This is a genomic window from Shewanella loihica PV-4 (genome assembly GCF_000016065.1).
Taxonomy (GTDB): Bacteria; Pseudomonadota; Gammaproteobacteria; order Enterobacterales; family Shewanellaceae; genus Shewanella; species Shewanella loihica.
Genome location: NC_009092.1, coordinates 2,382,785 through 2,399,003, shown reverse-complemented (window position 1 = coordinate 2,399,003; position 16,219 = coordinate 2,382,785). Strand labels below are relative to the sequence as shown.

Sequence of the window (16,219 nt, the reverse complement as noted above, 5' to 3'; positions counted from 1 at the left end):
AAGCTAGGTAGAGAGATAAGTTAACTAACGCTGCTTTTCTGCGCGTTTGTAAAATATTGTAACAAGCAAGTCTAATCATCGCTCAGCATCCTTATTCATTTAAGGCTCAGGTCGGCGGATTTGTTAATGGTGGCGTGTTTATGTGCCTGCGGCGTAAAAACGCCAGATTGAAACAAGTGTTTAGACCGTTATTTTGTGATAATGGTCACACTTTTGTCTTTTGTGTGCGTTGTGATTGTGTTGCAACTATTGCCGAGTAAAACACTGGCTCGGATCAAATTTTCTAGTTAATTAAACCAGGCGAATGCTTATTCACTCTCCGGGGTGAAATATTAAACTTGCGTTGTTACTTAAATAATACTTTGTATTAACTTTTATTTTTCATTGGTTAATAAATTGGTGGATTGACGCATTTGGGGTGAAAGGAGAGTATCGAATCGAGCGTTGAATAAATAAAAGAACGGCGCCGAATAAAAATTGAATTAGGGAGTAGACCTACATGATTAAAACAAGCAGATTAGCTGCGGCAGTTAAATTAAGTTTAATTGCGACAGTGTCGACCAGCGGATATTTTGTTGCCAACAATGCCGTTGCTGCCGAAGAAAGTGCCTCTTTTGAACGTATCGCGGTAACGGGTTCACGCATTCAACGTCAAGACATGGAAACGGCTTCACCTGTTACCGTAATCGACGCCAGTGCCATTCGCGCCGAGGGTTACAACTCGGTTGATGAGATCCTGCAGGCGCAACCTGCCATGGCGGGTATGGCAGTAGGCTCCACCACTAACAATGGTGCCGACGGTGTCGCCCAGGTGGATCTACGAGGTATGGGCGCAAGCCGTACGCTAGTGCTGTTAAATGGCCGCCGCATGGTGAACTCAGGTTCGGGCGCCGACAGTGCAGTGGATCTGAACACTATCCCAGTGGCGATGATCGCCCGTGTGGAGATCCTGAAAGACGGTGCCTCAGCGGTTTATGGTTCTGACGCCATTGCCGGTGTGGTGAACATCATCACCAAGAAAGATTTTGAAGGCTTCCAGCTGGACATAAATGGCGGCGCGACCGACAAGGGCGACGGCGAAAACGTTGAGATCAGTGCGCTTTACGGATTCAATACCGACGGTGGTAACTATACCTTTGGTGTGGCTTATTCAGACCGTGGTGGCGTGATGCAAAAAGATCGCGACTGGGTCGAGAAGGGCGCCAGTAGCTTCATCCCAACCGGCTCATTAGGCGGCAAGGTACAAGACGAGAACGGCAACTGGGTCGATCGCACCGAAGGTTATGACTTTACCCAGGACAGCTGGCTACAGACGCCTAACGAGCGTTACAGCTTCTTCGCCAACGCGACCCAGGAGTTTGCGAACGAAATCGTCTTTACCGGCGACCTGCTTTACACCAAACGTCAATCTGAGCAGATGATGGCGGCTCAGCCAGCCTCTGTGATGTTAGATGTGTGCACGCCAACTTCTACTGGTAACTGCATCACGCTAACTGACGAGATGGTTGCCGGTGGCATCACGCCTGACGACCAAGGTCGCGTCGAATATCGCAGAAGAACCACAGATGCGGGTAACCGTATCTATGAGCAAGACACTGACACTCTGCGCGTCTCAGCGGGTCTGGCCGGTGAATTCGATGTTCACACTGGCATCGCCTGGGATCTTTCTTACACCTATGGTAAGAACAAGGCAGAGACCTGGGTGCATAACTCAATCAACGCTAAGAACATGGCGCAGTCTGTCTATGACAACCAGGATGCCTGGTTCAGCGGTGACCCACTGTCTCAAGCTATCGTCGACGACATCAGCTACCTGGAAAGCACTACCGGCGGTAACGAGCAGCACATAGTATCAGGCGTGATCAGCGGCGAAGCCTTTGACCTGGAAGCGGGCCCAGTGGCCTATGCGATTGGCGCCGAGTATCGCCATGACAGCGGTTACTACAATCCAGATCCAGTGATCGTTGCCGGTGAAGGCACAGCAGCCCAGCAAGATCCTACCGATGGTAGCTACAGCGTGGTGTCTGTCTATCAAGAGGTGAGTGTACCTTTCACCGACAAGCTGACCGGTGAATTTGCGCTGCGTTTCGATGACTACTCAACTTTTGGTAACGCATCGACCTGGAAGATAGGTTTGACCTATGAGGCAACCGATGACCTTATGCTTCGCGCCGTAGCGGCAACCGGTTTCCGCGCGCCAAACGTGAGCGAGCTGTTCGGTGGTAACGTGGGGTCATACGACTACCTAGACGATCCTTGGGGCAACGAGCAAGACCCACAGATCTTGGTGAACTACACCTCAGATCCCGATCTGAAGGCTGAGTCTTCAGAGTCTTACACAGCTGGTCTGGTGTACTCGCCAAGCTATATCGACGGCATGTCACTGACGCTGGACTACTGGCGCTTCAAGATCAAAGACGCCATCTCGCGTCTGGACGTTCAAGCGGGTCTGAATGCTTGTCACGCTGGTGATACTACAGCTTGTGAAACCTTTGGTATTACCCCTGACGGTAACCTGGAGAACCTGACTAACCCGCTAACCAACGTGGGTTATCAAGACACAAGTGGTATCGACTTTAACCTAGCTTACCGTTTCGAAGGCCTGGGTCTGGATTGGAGCATCAGCAACGATCTGACCTACCTGCTCGAGTTTGAACAGGATGGCATCGACTACACCGGCACCATCGGCGGCATGTTCGGTGGTTACGCTAAGGTGAAGAACAACTTCAGCGTGAAGGCCGGCCAGGGTGACTGGAGTCTGATGTACTCTAACCGCTTTATCGGTGAGATGGATGACATCAACTATGGTGACACAGTTGATTCAGTGCTGTACCACAACATCTCGGGTATGTACCACATCAACGACAGCATTACGGCAAGTCTAGGCGTGAAGAACTTCACCGACGAGAAGCCAGTGATGGTGGCAAGTGGTAACGAAGCAGGCACAGTGCCTGAGGTTTACGACACTATCGGTCGTCAGATCTACGGCGGTGTAACCGTTAAGTTCTAACGAGCAGTTGGAAATAAAAAAGCGCCCTAGGGCGCTTTTTTTTATGTGAGTATCAAGATTAGCCTAAGCCGTGCTGGGCAGATTTCATTTGAATGAACTCAATCTTGTAGCCATCAGGGTCTTCCACGAAGGCTATCTCAGTGGTGCCACCGGCAACCGGGCCAGGCTGACGGGTCACCTTACCACCGGCGGCTTCGATGGCGGCGCAGCGACTGTAGATATCCTCTTCGCCAATGGCCAGATGACCAAAGCCGGTGCCGAGATCATACTTGTCCGTGTCCCAGTTGTAGGTGAGCTCGACCACAGCGGCGCCAGTCGCCTCTTCGTCGAAGCCAACGAAGGCCAGGGTATAGCGGTATTCTGGATTCTCGGACTTGCGCAGCAGCTTCATGCCCAGGATCTCGGTGTAAAAATGTATGCTACGATCGAGATTGCCGACCCTCAGCATGGTGTGTAAAAGTTGTGCCATAAGGACCTCTTTTTAGGGGAATGCTAGGCTCAAGTATACCTTATTTATCCGCCATTTAAATCTGTGCTATCGGTTTGCTTATCCCATGACAGCCTGGGAATAACAGGTGTAAATCGCCATGATCCCTGTCACAGAATGGGGTGATGTCACTGGTGTTAACCCGGATGGCTGAGATAATTGAGCTTGGTTACTAGAGGAGTTGTCGATGCCAAACGAATTGAAAATGGCCCTGGGATTAACGGCCACCATAGCACTGTTTCTATCCGTGTTTTTTGTCTGTATGTTTTGATACCAATCGTAGTAAATAACTGATCACTCTAGCGTGTTAAAACGTCCGATAACGGTGTTATCATTTGTGATTGTAGAATAACTACTTATCAAAAAATGCTGCCTTGTTCTCGAACGTTTTTCCCGTGCTATTTCTGATCACTTACTTACCGTGATAGGTATAGCTCAGCAGCGACCCCTCGCTACTGAGCCTGAAAAAAGCCGCATCTGCGGCTTTTTTCCTTTGAGAGCTTATTTTTATTCAAGAGTTTGCTTAAGTATTTGCTAAAGAGATTGCTCAAGTATTAGCTCAAGCCTGAACGCCTATTCGTCTGGATAGACCTTCTCTTTAAACTCGCAGTGCTCTTCTATTAAACAGCTACCGCATCTCGGCTTACGGGCGACACAGGTATAACGGCCGTGAAGAATAAACCAGTGGTGCACATCTACCTTAAATTCGGCTGGTACTACCTTTAACATCTTCTGCTCCACCTGATCCACATTCTTGCCCATGGCAAACTTGGTGCGGTTGGCGACGCGAAAGATATGGGTATCGACGGCAATGGTCGGCCAGCCGAAGGCGGTGTTTAATACTACGTTGGCCGTCTTACGACCCACGCCAGGCAGGGCTTCGAGCGCCTCTCTGTCTTCGGGCACCTCGCCGCCGTGCTTCTCCAGCAAGATCTCGCACGCCTTGATGACGTTGATTGCCTTGTTGTTATACAGGCCTATGGTCTTGATATAGTCTTTGAGCCCCTCGACGCCTAGGTCATAGATGGCTTGGGCGGTATTTGCGACGGGAAATAACTTGTCGGTGGCCTTGTTGACGCTCACGTCCGTGGCCTGGGCCGACAGGGTGACGGCAACCAGCAGCTCGAAGGGAGAGGAGAAGTTAAGCTCGGTTTCTGGCTTAGGGTTGTTGTCGCGAAAGATCTCCAGGATCTTGCGGCGCTTCTCGGTATTCATAACTTAACTCACCTTGGTAATGCGTGCGCGGGTGACGGCTGGTGCGGCCTCTAAGGCGGGTTTACGCGCCTCGAGCTGCTTGTCGATCATGTTCTTGATGGCGATAAGAAAGCCCATGGCGATAAAGGCGCCGGGCGGCAGCATGGCCAGCAGGAAGTTGGTATCCACCTGCCAGAGATGAATCGTTAGCCCTTTAGCCCAGTCGCCAAGCAGCAGATCGGCACCGTCAAACAGTGTGCCCTGGCCCAAGATCTCGCGGCAAGCGCCTAACAGCATGAGCACCAGGGTGAAGCCCAGTCCCATCATCAGGCCATCGAACGCCGCCTTAACCACGCTGTTGCGTGAGGCGAAGGCCTCGGCGCGGCCAATGATGACACAGTTGGTGACGATAAGCGGCAGGAAGATCCCCAGTGACAGATAGAGGCCATAGGCATAGGCGTTGATCAGCAGCTGCACACAGGTCACCAGCGCGGCGATGATCATCACAAATACGGGGATGCGGATCTCTTTGGGCACAAACTCTCGCACCAGAGAGACCAGCACGTTGGAGCCGACCAGCACAACAAGCGTGGCTAACCCAAGGCCTATGGCGTTGGTTAGTGTAGCGGTGACCGCCAGCAGTGGACACAGGCCCAGGAGCTGTACTAGGCCCGGATTATTCTTCCACAGTCCTTGCCAGGCGATATCACGATAGTTACTCATACTGGACCTCACAGTTGGCAGGGCGGTTTAACAGGGTCTGCTGGTTGGCATTGAAATAGGCCAGGGTGCGCTTGACGGCGCCGACATAGGCCCTTGGCGTGATGGTGGCGCCGGTAAACTGATCAAACTGACCGCCATCTTTCTTCACCGCCCAGCGCTTATCTTGCTCGCCCTGAATACTCTGGCCCTTAAAGCCGAGTACCCAGGAAGACTTACGCAGATCGATCTTATCCCCAAGGCCCGGCGTCTCGTTATGGTTGAGCGTTCGCACGCCAAGAACCTCGCCCTTGGCATCGATGGCGACGATCAGCTTAATCTGACCGTTGTAGCCGTCTGGCGCGACGGTTTCCATGGCGATGGCTACCGGCTCACCGCCTTGGCTGGCGATGTAGGCGGGCAGGGGCTCATCTATGCCCAGCACATCGGCGTCCTGGATCAGGATGCAGTGCTCAATAAGCGCGTTGTCATGCATCTCATCAGGGATGATCTGATGCAAGGTGCGCATCAGCTCGAGATCTTGCTGCTGCTTGATCCGCTCGAAGGTAAACTGGTTAACCAGGGCCACCAAGGCGGTACACAGGAGGGCGAATAACCCCAATAAGCTAGCATTTTTGACGATTGAACGTTTCACTTCATACTCCTGCCGTGGGCTTAGCGGCTTGCTCTGTGGCCGTAGGCTCGGGGTTTGACATAATAATCGATAAAGGGCGCGCACAGGTTTGCCAGCAGCACGGCAAAGGCAAAGGCATCGGGATAGCCGCAGAAGCTGCGGATCAGATAGACCAGGAGACCGATCAGGGAGCCGAAGATCAGTCGGCCGCGGGTGCTGGTCGCTGCGGTCACAGGATCGGTAGCGATAAAGAAGGCCGCTAACATGGTGGCGCCGGAAAACAGATGCAGCAAGGGCCCCATGTGGGTATCAGGGCTCAGCAGATAACCTATGCTGGCACAGACAAACAAACTGGCCAGGATGGCGGTGCTTATCTGCCAGCGGATCAGCTTAAGCTTGAGCATCACCAGACCGCCAGCCAGGTAGGCCAGGTTTATTAGCGCCCAGCCGATGCCAAAGCCGTCGCTAAAGCTGGCCTTAGTTAAAATCTCATCCAGGGTCAGGCCGGTGGAGAGGCCTGTCTTAACCGCATCCAGAGGGGTGGCCATGGTCACGCCGTCTATACCGGCGCGATAGGCGAGGACCTGCTCGGCGTCGGCGCCCTGAAAGATGACACTCAGGCTTTGCATCAGCCCCAGATCATGCAGGGCGGCGCCACTTGGGGCGACCCAGGTGGTCATCTGCATCGGGAAGGAGATCAGCAGCATCACATAGGCGGCCATGGCCGGGTTGAAGATGTTGTTGCCAAGGCCGCCGTAGAGCTGTTTGACCACTAAGATGGCAAATATTACGCCTATGGCCGCAATCCACCAAGGTGCCAAGGCAGGAATCGCCACACCGATGAGCAGGCCAGTAAGGGCCGCGCTGTTATCACGGATGGTCTTACCCACGGGACGCGCACGTAACTTTAATACCGCCGCCTCTGTGGCCACTGCGATGGCAATAGCCAAGGCTATCTGGATCAGGGTTCCCCAACCGAAAAAGTAGCACTGGGCCAGCGCGCCGGGCAGGGCGCACAGCATGACCTTAAACATCAGGCCACGGGTTTGTGCCTTGGTGGATAGGTGTGGCGATGAGGCCAACTTAAATGCCATGATTAATCCTTGTGCTCATTGTTTGGGGTCTCTGCCTCGGCCTTAGCCAGCTTCTTCGCCTTGGCCTTGGCGACAGCGGCAGCTATCTTGGCCTTTTTGATCGCCTCTGGGCTGCTGGTATCGGCAACGTCTTCTGCATCGGCAAAGTCTTCGATATCGGTCTGGCTTTCACTGGGCGCGAGTTGTTCATCACCTGCGCTTGCCTGAGCGGCTTTTTTCGCCTTGGCCTTGGCGACTGCGGCGGCTATCTTGGCCTTCTTGATCGCTTCAGGGCTACCGGCCTCGGCATCATCGTTCGCCTCAGCTTTAGCTGGCTCTGCATCAGTTGTGATTTCCGCTTTTGGCTCATCGCCTGCTCCGGCTTGCTGTGCCTTCTTCGCCTTGGCCTTGGCGACTGCCGCGGCTATCTTTGCCTTCTTGATGGCTTCAGGACTGTTGGCTTCAATATCCTCAGCTGGGGTCATGACGTCTGGCTCATCGGAAGCCCCAGCGTCCAGCTGTGCCTTCTTGGCTTTAGCCTTAGCAATGGCGGCGGCAATTTTTGCCTTCTTAGCAGCCGCAGCATCTGCCTTCTCGGTGCCTTCGGTATCGTCTGTGCTAGCACTCTGGCTTTCGCTTGGCTTAGCAGTCTCGCCAGTGCGCTCAATTGGCTCGTCCCTGTGCTCAACAGTCGCGGCTTGCTGATCATTAGCGCCTGCCTGAGCGGCTTTCTTGGCCTTGGCGCGGGCGATTGCCGCCGCGACCTTATCTTTCTGGCTCAATGGCGCAGTCTCAGCACCTTGCTGAGCGGGCGCTTGGCTTGCTTCAGTGGTATCGGCCGTGTCTTGTGCGGCTTTCTTCGCCTTGGCCCTGGCGATGGCGGCGGCGACTTTCTCTTTCTGACTCACAGCGGCCGATTCTCTATTGTCGGCACCCTTGACTTGTGATGCTGGCTGCTCGCTCGTCTCAGTTTCTGTTTCGCTGGAAGTTTTCTGCGCGGCCTTCTTAGCCTTGGCCCTCGCGATAGCTGCTGCGACCTTGTCTTGTGGCTTCTCTGTCGTAGCGCCTGCCGAGGCTTGGGCTTCTGCGGCCTTCTTGGCCTGGATTCTTGCCATGGCGGCGGCGACGGCATCTTTATCAGAGCCTGTCATCTGCGCCTTGCGACGCTCGGCCGCCTGTTTGGCCTTCTCTTCACGCGCCTGTTTCTCCTGCTCGAGGCGCAGGGTGCGGGAATCGAATCTCTGCTTGGCAAGCTCCGCCTGTTTCTTCTCTTCCGCCTCTTGGCGCAGGGCAGATTTGGCGACGCGATAATATTCCACTAGTGGAATGTCGCTAGGGCAGACATAGCTGCAGCAGCCACACTCGATACAGTCACGCAGATTGTAGCTGGCAGCCTTGTCATATTCCTGGGCCTTGGCATGCCAGAACAGCTGCTGGGGCAGCAACTGCGCCGGACAGGCCTGGGCACACTCGCCGCAGCGGATGCAGGGCTGCTCCGGACTCGGCGGGGCTACTTCTTGCTCACTCGGCATCAGAACACAGTTGGTGCCCTTGGTGATAGGCGCCGCTACATTCGGCAGCATGTAGCCCATCATGGGGCCGCCGATGATCACCGGGGCATTGGCATCGCCTCTAAACTGACCCACCTCTAGCAGGTGCTCGACTGGCGTGCCGATAGGGACCCAGTAGTTGCCGGGTTTAGCGATATTTTGGCCCGTCAGGGTGACTACGCGCTCGATCAGCGGCATGTTGCGATAGACTGCCTGGGCTATGCTGTAGGCGGTGCCGACGTTTTGCACCAGAATGCCCAGGTTGGCCGGAATGGCGCCCGATGGCACCTCTTGTCCTGTGAGGATCTGAATAAGTTGCTTCTCGCCGCCCGACGGATAGAGCGTGGGGATCTTGCTCACTCGCGCGCAGTGACTCGGCAGCTGGCTGCGGTTGAGCGCATGGCCCATCTGCTCGACGGCCTCGGGTTTATTATCTTCGATGGCGACAATAATGCGTTTCGGGCTGAGTAACTGATGGACTATCTCTATACCGCGGACTATCTCATCGCAGCTTTCCTGCATCAGTTTGTCGTCAGAGGTGATATAGGGTTCACACTCGACGCCGTTGATGATCAGCAGCTCAATTTCGCTGACCGGTTTGAGCTTGATATGGGTTGGGAAGGCGGCTCCGCCAAGGCCCGCTATGCCAGCCGACTGAATCCGCCTGATGATGTCGTCGTTGTCCATCTCGGCCACTTGTTCAAGACTCAGTGGCGTATGAACGCTTTCGATCCACTTTTCCTGATGATCGTTTTCAATCACGCAGGTGAGCACGGGTAGTGCAGAGGCGTGGTTGCTGGCGCGCTCCTCGATGGCGACGACTCTGCCTGAGACAGGGGCATGGACCGGCAGATGGCGAAAGCCTTCCCCCAGGGTCAGGGGCTGTCCCTTGGTGACAGTATCGCCGACTTTCACGGCTAATGTGCAGTTTTCGCCGACGCCCGGGACTGGAATGAGGTAGTGGTCCGCAAGGGGCAAACGGCTTATCTTGCTCTGGTTGGAAAGCGTTTTATGTTCGGGTGGGTGAATACCGCCGGGGATACGCCAGAGTGTGCCTTTATCTATCTGTTCTAACAAGGTTAACACTTAGATTCCTCGCTAATATTGACCACGGGTATGGCATTGAGCTGCCAGCTCCAGTTTTGCAGTGTCTCGGCGACTGGGATCATGTCGATACAGTCTACAGGGCAGGGCTCGACACACAGATCGCAACCTGTGCAGTAGTCTGTGATAACCGTGTGCATCTGCTTGCCTGTGCCTAAGATGGCATCGACCGGACAGGCCTGAATACATTTAGTGCAGCCGATACATTCAGCCTCGCGGATAAAGGCGACCTTCTTCACCTGGGTCTCGGCGTTGGCGGTGAGCGGTTCTGGGTCGACGCCCATCAACTCGGCAAGTTTCTCCATGGTGGCGGTGCCGCCCGGCGGACACTTGTTGATCTTCTCGCCGTTGGCGATCGCCTCGGCGTAGGGGCGACAGCCTGGGTAGCCGCATTGGCCACATTGGGTTTGCGGCAGCAGTGCCTCGGCCTGGTCGATAATGGGATCGCCTTCGACCTTAAATTTTTCGGCGGCGTAACCCAGCAGCGCCCCGAAGGCGAGGGCGAGTAATCCTAATAGGATGATGGCAATAATAACTTGGCTCATGCTTAATTAACCAAACCTGTGAAGCCCATGAAGGCCAGAGACATCAGGCCTGCGGTGATCATGGCGATGGCGCCGCCCTTGAAAGGCGCCGGAACATCGGCGGCGGCGAGGCGCTCACGCATGGCAGAGAAGAGGATCAAGACGATGGAGAAACCGACCGCCGCGCCAAAACCATAAATGGCCGACTCGATAAAGTCGTGTTTCTCGTTGACGTTGAGCAGGGCTACACCCAATACGGCGCAGTTGGTGGTGATCAGCGGCAGATAGATACCCAGAGCCCTGTGCAGGGCGGCACTGGTCTTCTGCACCAGCATCTCGGTAAATTGCACCACGACGGCGATAACCAAGATAAAGGCCATGGTGCGCAGATAGCTAAGATCGAAAGGGGTCAACAGATAGGTGTCGACCAGGTAGCTTAAGATAGAGGCAAGGGTGAGCACGAAGGTGGTCGCCATCGACATGCCGATAGCCGATTCCAACTTACTCGAGACCCCCATGAAGGGGCAGAGGCCGAGAAATTTAACTAATACAAAGTTGTTGACCAGCACTGTGCCGACCAATAGGAGGAGATATTCGCTCATCTCAATGGGTTATCTATATCTAATTTACGGGCTATTATCGGCCTTTCGGCCGGGATAAACAACACAAAGAATGAAGGGATTATTTATCCCGCCGTCTGACTGCGCGCAGATTGTTCATCCTTTACGGTGAATGGTTTAGGCTTAGCGATGTAAAAGCCTTGCAGGCCGTCCACTAAAAGCTGCTCCAGGGCAAACTTCTCTTCCTGACGCTCGATACTGGAGGCGATCACCTTCACCGATTGCTTACGGGCCACATCGACTATCATCTTCACGAAGAAGCGATTGTTGCTATCAGTGTCTATTCCCTGTGAGTAACTGCCATCTAGCTTAATAAAGTCGGGCCTGACCTCTTTAAAGAACTTGAAGGAGGTGAACCCCATGCCAAAGTGCTCGACCGCCACCCGTGCGCCGACACTGTGCATGTCGCGCACAAACTTATGGGCCTGGCGGATATTGGCCTGCATTCCCGCCTCATTCACCTCCAACACCAGGCGCGAGGCGATCTGGCGCTGACGCACGAAGATATCTTTCAGCCAGGCGGTAAAGGCGGGCTGGTTGACCGAGGCGGTACTGATGTTGATCCCTAAGGCGCCGGTGAAGGTTGGGGTGTCGAGCAACAGGCGCAGGGTGCTGAGTATGATGATCTTATCCAGCTCTACGCTGAGCCCATGACGCTCGGCCATGGCGATCACTGTGCCAGTGGGCAGAAACTTGCCCTCGCTGCTATAGAAGCGCGACAGCAGCTCGCGATAGACGTTGTCGGCGCCGCGACAGGGTTGAATATCCTGGGCGTGAAACTTGATGGCTCGGCGCTTGATAATATCTTCGATGGCCAGTTTCCAATGGGAATCGCCAACCAGTTCCTCGTCGCTGAGCTTCTCCTGCACATGATAGCTGTTGGGGCCGAGTGTCTGGGCGATGCTGACGGCGGCATCGGCAATATAGACCAGAGACAGGGCGTCGCCGCCTTGCTCATAGGGCACCATGCCGATATAGGCTACCGATTCGAGATCGCTGCCTTGCTGGTACTCATCGAACTGGGCTTTTAATTTCTCCAGCGGCTGCTGGGCATCCTTTAGTACCAGATCCGGTATGAAGACGGCAAAATCGGCGCTACTGATCCTAAACGCCTCGATATTGGGCATTCCCTGCAGCGCCTTGCGGATGCAGGTGGCGACGCCTGCCAGGTAGTCATCGCCCGCCGCGCGGCCCTGGCTCTGGTTAACATGGCCCAGTTCGGTGGCCTTGATCATCGCCATCAATCCGATGCGCGACTTGCCGGGCTTGGCGAGGGCGTCGAGCTTCTCGGTAAACTTGGGGCGGGTGCCAAATAGGGTGACAGGATCTTGATAGGCCTCACGATTAAGCTGCTCTGTCTGTTGCTGCAGCTGATCGAACTTGTCATGCAGGGCGACGCGGCAATGCTCCAGTGCCTTGCCTAAGGGTTTGAGTTCGCCGTGAAAACGTGAATGGGCGATGGCATCAAATTTAAGCTCGGCGAAACCGTCCAGGGCATTGACCGCATAGCCTATGGTCCGCTTCTGTCTGGCCATCAAGAGGGTAAAGAGTACCGCCAGGGCCAGATAGCCACCGACTATCCAGATAAGAGTTTGGGTAAAATGAGTCAGTGCATCTTTGGCTATGGTGCGGCTGGAGAGTTTCACCTGCAGGCGGCCTTGGGGCAGTGCTTGGGTGTTTTCCCTTGGCTGATTAAAGAGCACTGTGGCCAGATCCGTACCTGAGGCGATAAGTTCGCCCTGGGTGTAGTTGAGGTTGCCGTCTAATTGGTGCACATATTGGAAGAACTGAAACTCGTATTGCTTAGTCAGCAACGTAAAGAGTGCTTGGCCTTGCTCGGGTAGGGGCTGTTGCCAGATGGGATCGGCCTGATATTCCTTGAGTTGGAAGTCGGCTATTGCGGCGATCTCTTGTCGCTGGTTGAGATAGGCCAGCGCCGTCAAGGCAAGACAAGCCGTTATCAGCAATAGATGTATAGATTTTCCAACGCCCATAAGAAAGTAACCTAAATTGATCGACTGCTCATTCTAGCTAAATTTGAAACAGATAGTCTAACGCTTTATGGCCGATGAGTTTTTTAGGTTAACGCTGAGGATAAAACTTAAGAAGGTGGCTCCCCAGACTGGACTTGAACCAGTGACATACGGATTAACAGTCCGCCGTTCTACCGACTGAACTACAGGGGAGTAGATACTTCTCTATGCTATAAGTGGCTCCCCAGACTGGACTTGAACCAGTGACATACGGATTAACAGTCCGCCGTTCTACCGACTGAACTACTGGGGAATTGATACTTATATGGTTAACTATATTGGCTCCCCTGACTGGACTCGAACCAGTGACATACGGATTAACAGTCCGCCGTTCTACCGACTGAACTACAGGGGAACATCTTATTATAGCTAACTCATCTTCTTCGATTTGACGCTTTGGCTCCCCAGACTGGACTTGAACCAGTGACATACGGATTAACAGTCCGCCGTTCTACCGACTGAACTACTGGGGAATCGTGTAAGCGACTCGTCGTTGAAGACGGAGCGCATATTAAATCGCTCTTACACATGAGTCAACTCGACTTGGCAAAAAAAGTGTAATTATGCTGTTAAGTGCTCATCTAATGCGCACAGTGATCGCTAAGTGCGCATTTTGTTGCTTTAACGGCCATATCTGGCTGAAATTTATCGGCTATTGGCATTTTATGCTGACGCTATATGACTGCCGACGACACTCCTCTGATAGGTTGGGTTTTCAAATGTAGTAAAATTACATCCCTATAGAGAAAAGGGCGGCTATGTGTAAAAGGGGCTAAAGCCGCGATTATCCTGAGGTTGCGGGAGTTATCCACTAAATCTGTGGATAAGCCTGTGGGTTAGGCACTAAATCGCCGGGCAAACGCAGTGGCTCTGCGGGTTGTACTTAAAATGACAAGAATTAGCGCATCTTAATATTGGCACCAATTATCAACAACTTATGAAAATCAAGCCCCTTAATGCAATTATCTGCAAGACGTTACAGATATGTAATGAGTTTTGGCCCTTCACTTGTGTATTAAATTGGCTACAGGCGTGAGTTTTAGCCTGTTTTTTGACCATGAAGCGTGAATTTCCTCCTTGTACAAAACTTACATGACAAACCGATGACATTTATGGGGTGTTTTGGTGAATTCTGCCTAATAAGAAAATGAACCGTCTCATTGGCTAATAGCTGTGGGTACTTTAAGATAGGTGCACAGCTATAAAGGAGTGCACCATTGAGTGAATCAGCATTTGATCTCGTTTCGCAATACGCCCCGGCTGGCGATCAGCCTGGGGCAATCAAGCAACTTGTCGACGGCCTGGATGCCGGGCTGGCAAACCAGACATTGCTTGGGGTAACGGGATCCGGCAAAACCTTTACCATCGCCAATGTTATCAAGCAGATGCAGCGCCCAACTATCATCATGGCGCCCAACAAGACCCTGGCGGCCCAGCTCTATGGCGAGATGAAGGAGTTCTTTCCTAATAATGCCGTCGAGTATTTTGTCTCCTACTACGACTATTATCAGCCCGAGGCCTATGTGCCGTCGACCAATACCTTTATCGAGAAGGATGCCTCGGTCAACGCTCATATCGAACAGATGCGACTCTCTGCCACCAAGGCGTTGCTTGAGCGGCGCGATGTGGTGCTGATCGCCTCTGTATCGGCCATTTATGGTTTGGGCGACCCTGAATCCTACATGAAGATGTTGCTGCATCTGCGTCAGGGCGATTTTATGGGCCAGAGGGAGATCCTGCAGCGCCTGAGCGAGCTGCAATATACCCGTAACGATATCGAGCTGGATCGCGGTACCTTCAGGGTGCGCGGTGAGGTGATCGATATCTTCCCGGCCGAATCTGACAAGCAGGCGATCCGTGTCGAACTGTTCGACGATGAAATTGACCGTCTCAGCCTGTTTGATCCCTTGACCGGCCATATTCTGCAGCGCATCGCGCGCACCACTGTCTATCCTAAGACCCACTATGTGACGCCCAGAGAGAAGATCCTGGCGGCTACAGAGGATATCAAGCAGGAGCTCAGAGAGCGCAAGCAGTATCTGCTGGACAATAATAAGCTTATCGAGGCGCAGCGGATTTCTGAGCGGGTGCAATACGATATTGAGATGATGACAGAGCTGGGGTACTGCTCCGGCATCGAAAACTATTCCCGCTATCTCTCTGGCAGACGCCCGGGCGAGGGGCCGCCGACCCTGCTGGACTATTTGCCAGCCGACGGCCTGTTGATCCTCGACGAGTCCCACGTAACAGTGCCGCAGATCGGCGCCATGTATAAGGGTGACCGTTCGCGCAAGATGAATCTGGTGGAGTATGGTTTCCGTCTGCCCTCGGCGCTGGATAACCGTCCGCTCAAGTTCGAAGAGTTCGAATCCCTGATGCCACAGACCATCTTCGTGTCGGCAACCCCGGCGCAGTATGAGCTGGATAAGAGTGACGGGGAGATCGCCGAGCAGGTGGTGCGGCCGACAGGCCTGCTGGATCCCGAGATAGAGGTGCGCCCGGTGGCAATTCAGGTGGACGATCTTCTGTCTGAAGCCAACAAGCGCGTCGCGGTGAACGAGCGGGTGTTGGTGACCACGTTAACCAAACGTATGGCGGAAGATCTCACCGAGTATCTCGATGAGCATGGTGTCAAGGTTCGTTATCTGCACTCAGACATAGATACGGTAGAGCGGGTGGAGATCATCCGCGACCTACGCCTGGGTGTATTTGATGTGCTGGTCGGCATCAACTTGCTCAGGGAGGGCCTGGATATGCCCGAGGTCTCCCTGGTGTGCATCTTAGATGCCGATAAGGAAGGCTTCCTGCGCTCAGAGCGCTCCCTCATTCAGACCATAGGTCGCGCCGCCCGAAACGTGAACGGCAAGGTGATCCTCTACGCCGATAATATGACTAAGTCGATGGCCAAGGCGATCGGTGAGACTGAGCGTCGCAGGGAGAAACAGCGTGAGTTTAACCTGGCCAACGGCATCACACCAAAAGGGGTGTCGAAGAAGATCGCCGACGTGATGGATCTGGGTGACTATAACGAGCATACCGCCAAGGTGTTGCCGAAATACCAGAAGGTGGCGGAGTCCAGAACTACCTATGCCAAGCAAGACGCGTCCAGCCTCAGCCATCAGATCGATGAGCTGGAGAAGCGTATGCATCAGCATGCCAGGGATCTGGAGTTCGAACAGGCGGCAGCGTTACGTGATGAAGTGCTGGCCCTGCGCGAGGCGCTGATTAAGGCTTAGTACACACGCATAAGCGATGCAACAAAGAAAAGGCTCACCTAGGTGAGCCTTTTTA

The 16,219-nt window shown here is 53.8% G+C and carries 11 protein-coding genes and 4 tRNA genes; 2 read left to right on the top strand and 13 right to left on the bottom strand.

Annotated elements, in window-relative coordinates; translation table 11 throughout:
- Positions 1-499 precede the first annotated feature (499 nt).
- A complete protein-coding gene (locus SHEW_RS10770; protein ID WP_011865872.1) occupies positions 500-3,010 on the top strand; it encodes a TonB-dependent receptor plug domain-containing protein in 2,511 nt (836 codons plus the stop codon).
- Between the two features lie 58 nt (positions 3,011-3,068).
- Here the strand turns inward: SHEW_RS10770 and gloA are convergent, their stop codons facing one another.
- The 13 genes from gloA to SHEW_RS10705 form a co-directional block, all read right to left on the bottom strand.
- On the bottom strand, positions 3,069-3,479 hold the full coding sequence (gene gloA, locus SHEW_RS10765; protein WP_011865871.1) for a lactoylglutathione lyase: 411 nt from the start codon (positions 3,477-3,479) through the stop codon (positions 3,069-3,071).
- 591 nt (positions 3,480-4,070) lie between these two features.
- Complete coding sequence (nth, locus tag SHEW_RS10760) at positions 4,071-4,712, bottom strand: endonuclease III (RefSeq protein WP_011865870.1); 642 nt, start codon at positions 4,710-4,712, stop codon at positions 4,071-4,073.
- A 3-nt stretch (positions 4,713-4,715) separates the two neighbouring features.
- Positions 4,716-5,414 carry an electron transport complex subunit E gene (locus tag SHEW_RS10755; RefSeq protein ID WP_011865869.1) on the bottom strand — a complete coding sequence of 233 codons (699 nt, stop codon included), beginning with the start codon at positions 5,412-5,414 and terminating at the stop codon, positions 4,716-4,718.
- A complete protein-coding gene (gene rsxG, locus SHEW_RS10750) occupies positions 5,407-6,045 on the bottom strand; it encodes an electron transport complex subunit RsxG (RefSeq protein WP_011865868.1) in 639 nt (212 codons plus the stop codon). Before rsxG ends, SHEW_RS10755 begins: the two co-directional genes overlap by 8 nt.
- Before the next feature lie 20 nt (positions 6,046-6,065).
- On the bottom strand, positions 6,066-7,118 hold the full coding sequence (gene rsxD, locus SHEW_RS10745; protein WP_011865867.1) for an electron transport complex subunit RsxD: 1,053 nt from the start codon (positions 7,116-7,118) through the stop codon (positions 6,066-6,068).
- Positions 7,119-7,120: 2 nt separating this feature from the next.
- Complete coding sequence (gene rsxC / locus SHEW_RS10740; protein ID WP_011865866.1) at positions 7,121-9,733, bottom strand: electron transport complex subunit RsxC; 2,613 nt, start codon at positions 9,731-9,733, stop codon at positions 7,121-7,123.
- The gene (rsxB, locus tag SHEW_RS10735; protein ID WP_011865865.1) at positions 9,727-10,296 is read right to left on the bottom strand and encodes an electron transport complex subunit RsxB; all 570 of its coding nucleotides are present in this window, start codon (positions 10,294-10,296) and stop codon (positions 9,727-9,729) included. Before rsxB ends, rsxC begins: the two co-directional genes overlap by 7 nt.
- Positions 10,297-10,298: 2 nt before the next feature.
- On the bottom strand, positions 10,299-10,877 hold the full coding sequence (gene rsxA / locus SHEW_RS10730; RefSeq protein WP_011865864.1) for an electron transport complex subunit RsxA: 579 nt from the start codon (positions 10,875-10,877) through the stop codon (positions 10,299-10,301).
- Positions 10,878-10,960: 83 nt separating this feature from the next.
- On the bottom strand, positions 10,961-12,889 hold the full coding sequence (locus SHEW_RS10725; RefSeq protein WP_011865863.1) for an EAL domain-containing protein: 1,929 nt from the start codon (positions 12,887-12,889) through the stop codon (positions 10,961-10,963).
- 116 nt (positions 12,890-13,005) lie between these two features.
- Positions 13,006-13,081 (bottom strand) — tRNA-Asn (locus SHEW_RS10720).
- Between the two features lie 24 nt (positions 13,082-13,105).
- Positions 13,106-13,181: transfer RNA gene (locus tag SHEW_RS10715), tRNA-Asn, on the bottom strand.
- Positions 13,182-13,207: 26 nt separating this feature from the next.
- Positions 13,208-13,283 (bottom strand) — tRNA-Asn (locus tag SHEW_RS10710).
- A gap of 42 nt (positions 13,284-13,325) precedes the next feature.
- Positions 13,326-13,401, bottom strand: a tRNA-Asn gene (locus tag SHEW_RS10705).
- A gap of 744 nt (positions 13,402-14,145) precedes the next feature.
- On the opposite strand from SHEW_RS10705, the gene uvrB reads away from it, so the two are divergent.
- Positions 14,146-16,164 carry an excinuclease ABC subunit UvrB gene (gene uvrB, locus SHEW_RS10700; protein ID WP_011865862.1) on the top strand — a complete coding sequence of 673 codons (2,019 nt, stop codon included), beginning with the start codon at positions 14,146-14,148 and terminating at the stop codon, positions 16,162-16,164.
- The last annotated feature ends 55 nt before the right edge of the window (positions 16,165-16,219 follow it).

Excerpts from the sequence above, each read along its gene's own strand:
- rsxA (WP_011865864.1), bottom strand. The coding sequence starts at position 10,877 with ATGAGCGAATATCTCCTCCTATTGGTCGGCACAGTGCTGGTCAACAAC.
- SHEW_RS10755 (WP_011865869.1), bottom strand. The coding sequence starts at position 5,414 with ATGAGTAACTATCGTGATATCGCCTGGCAAGGACTGTGGAAGAATAAT.
- nth (WP_011865870.1), bottom strand. The coding sequence starts at position 4,712 with ATGAATACCGAGAAGCGCCGCAAGATCCTGGAGATCTTTCGCGACAAC.
- SHEW_RS10770 (WP_011865872.1), top strand. The coding sequence starts at position 500 with ATGATTAAAACAAGCAGATTAGCTGCGGCAGTTAAATTAAGTTTAATT.
- rsxD (WP_011865867.1), bottom strand. The coding sequence starts at position 7,118 with ATGGCATTTAAGTTGGCCTCATCGCCACACCTATCCACCAAGGCACAA.
- SHEW_RS10725 (WP_011865863.1), bottom strand. The coding sequence starts at position 12,889 with ATGGGCGTTGGAAAATCTATACATCTATTGCTGATAACGGCTTGTCTT.
- rsxB (WP_011865865.1), bottom strand. The coding sequence starts at position 10,296 with ATGAGCCAAGTTATTATTGCCATCATCCTATTAGGATTACTCGCCCTC.
- gloA (WP_011865871.1), bottom strand. The coding sequence starts at position 3,479 with ATGGCACAACTTTTACACACCATGCTGAGGGTCGGCAATCTCGATCGT.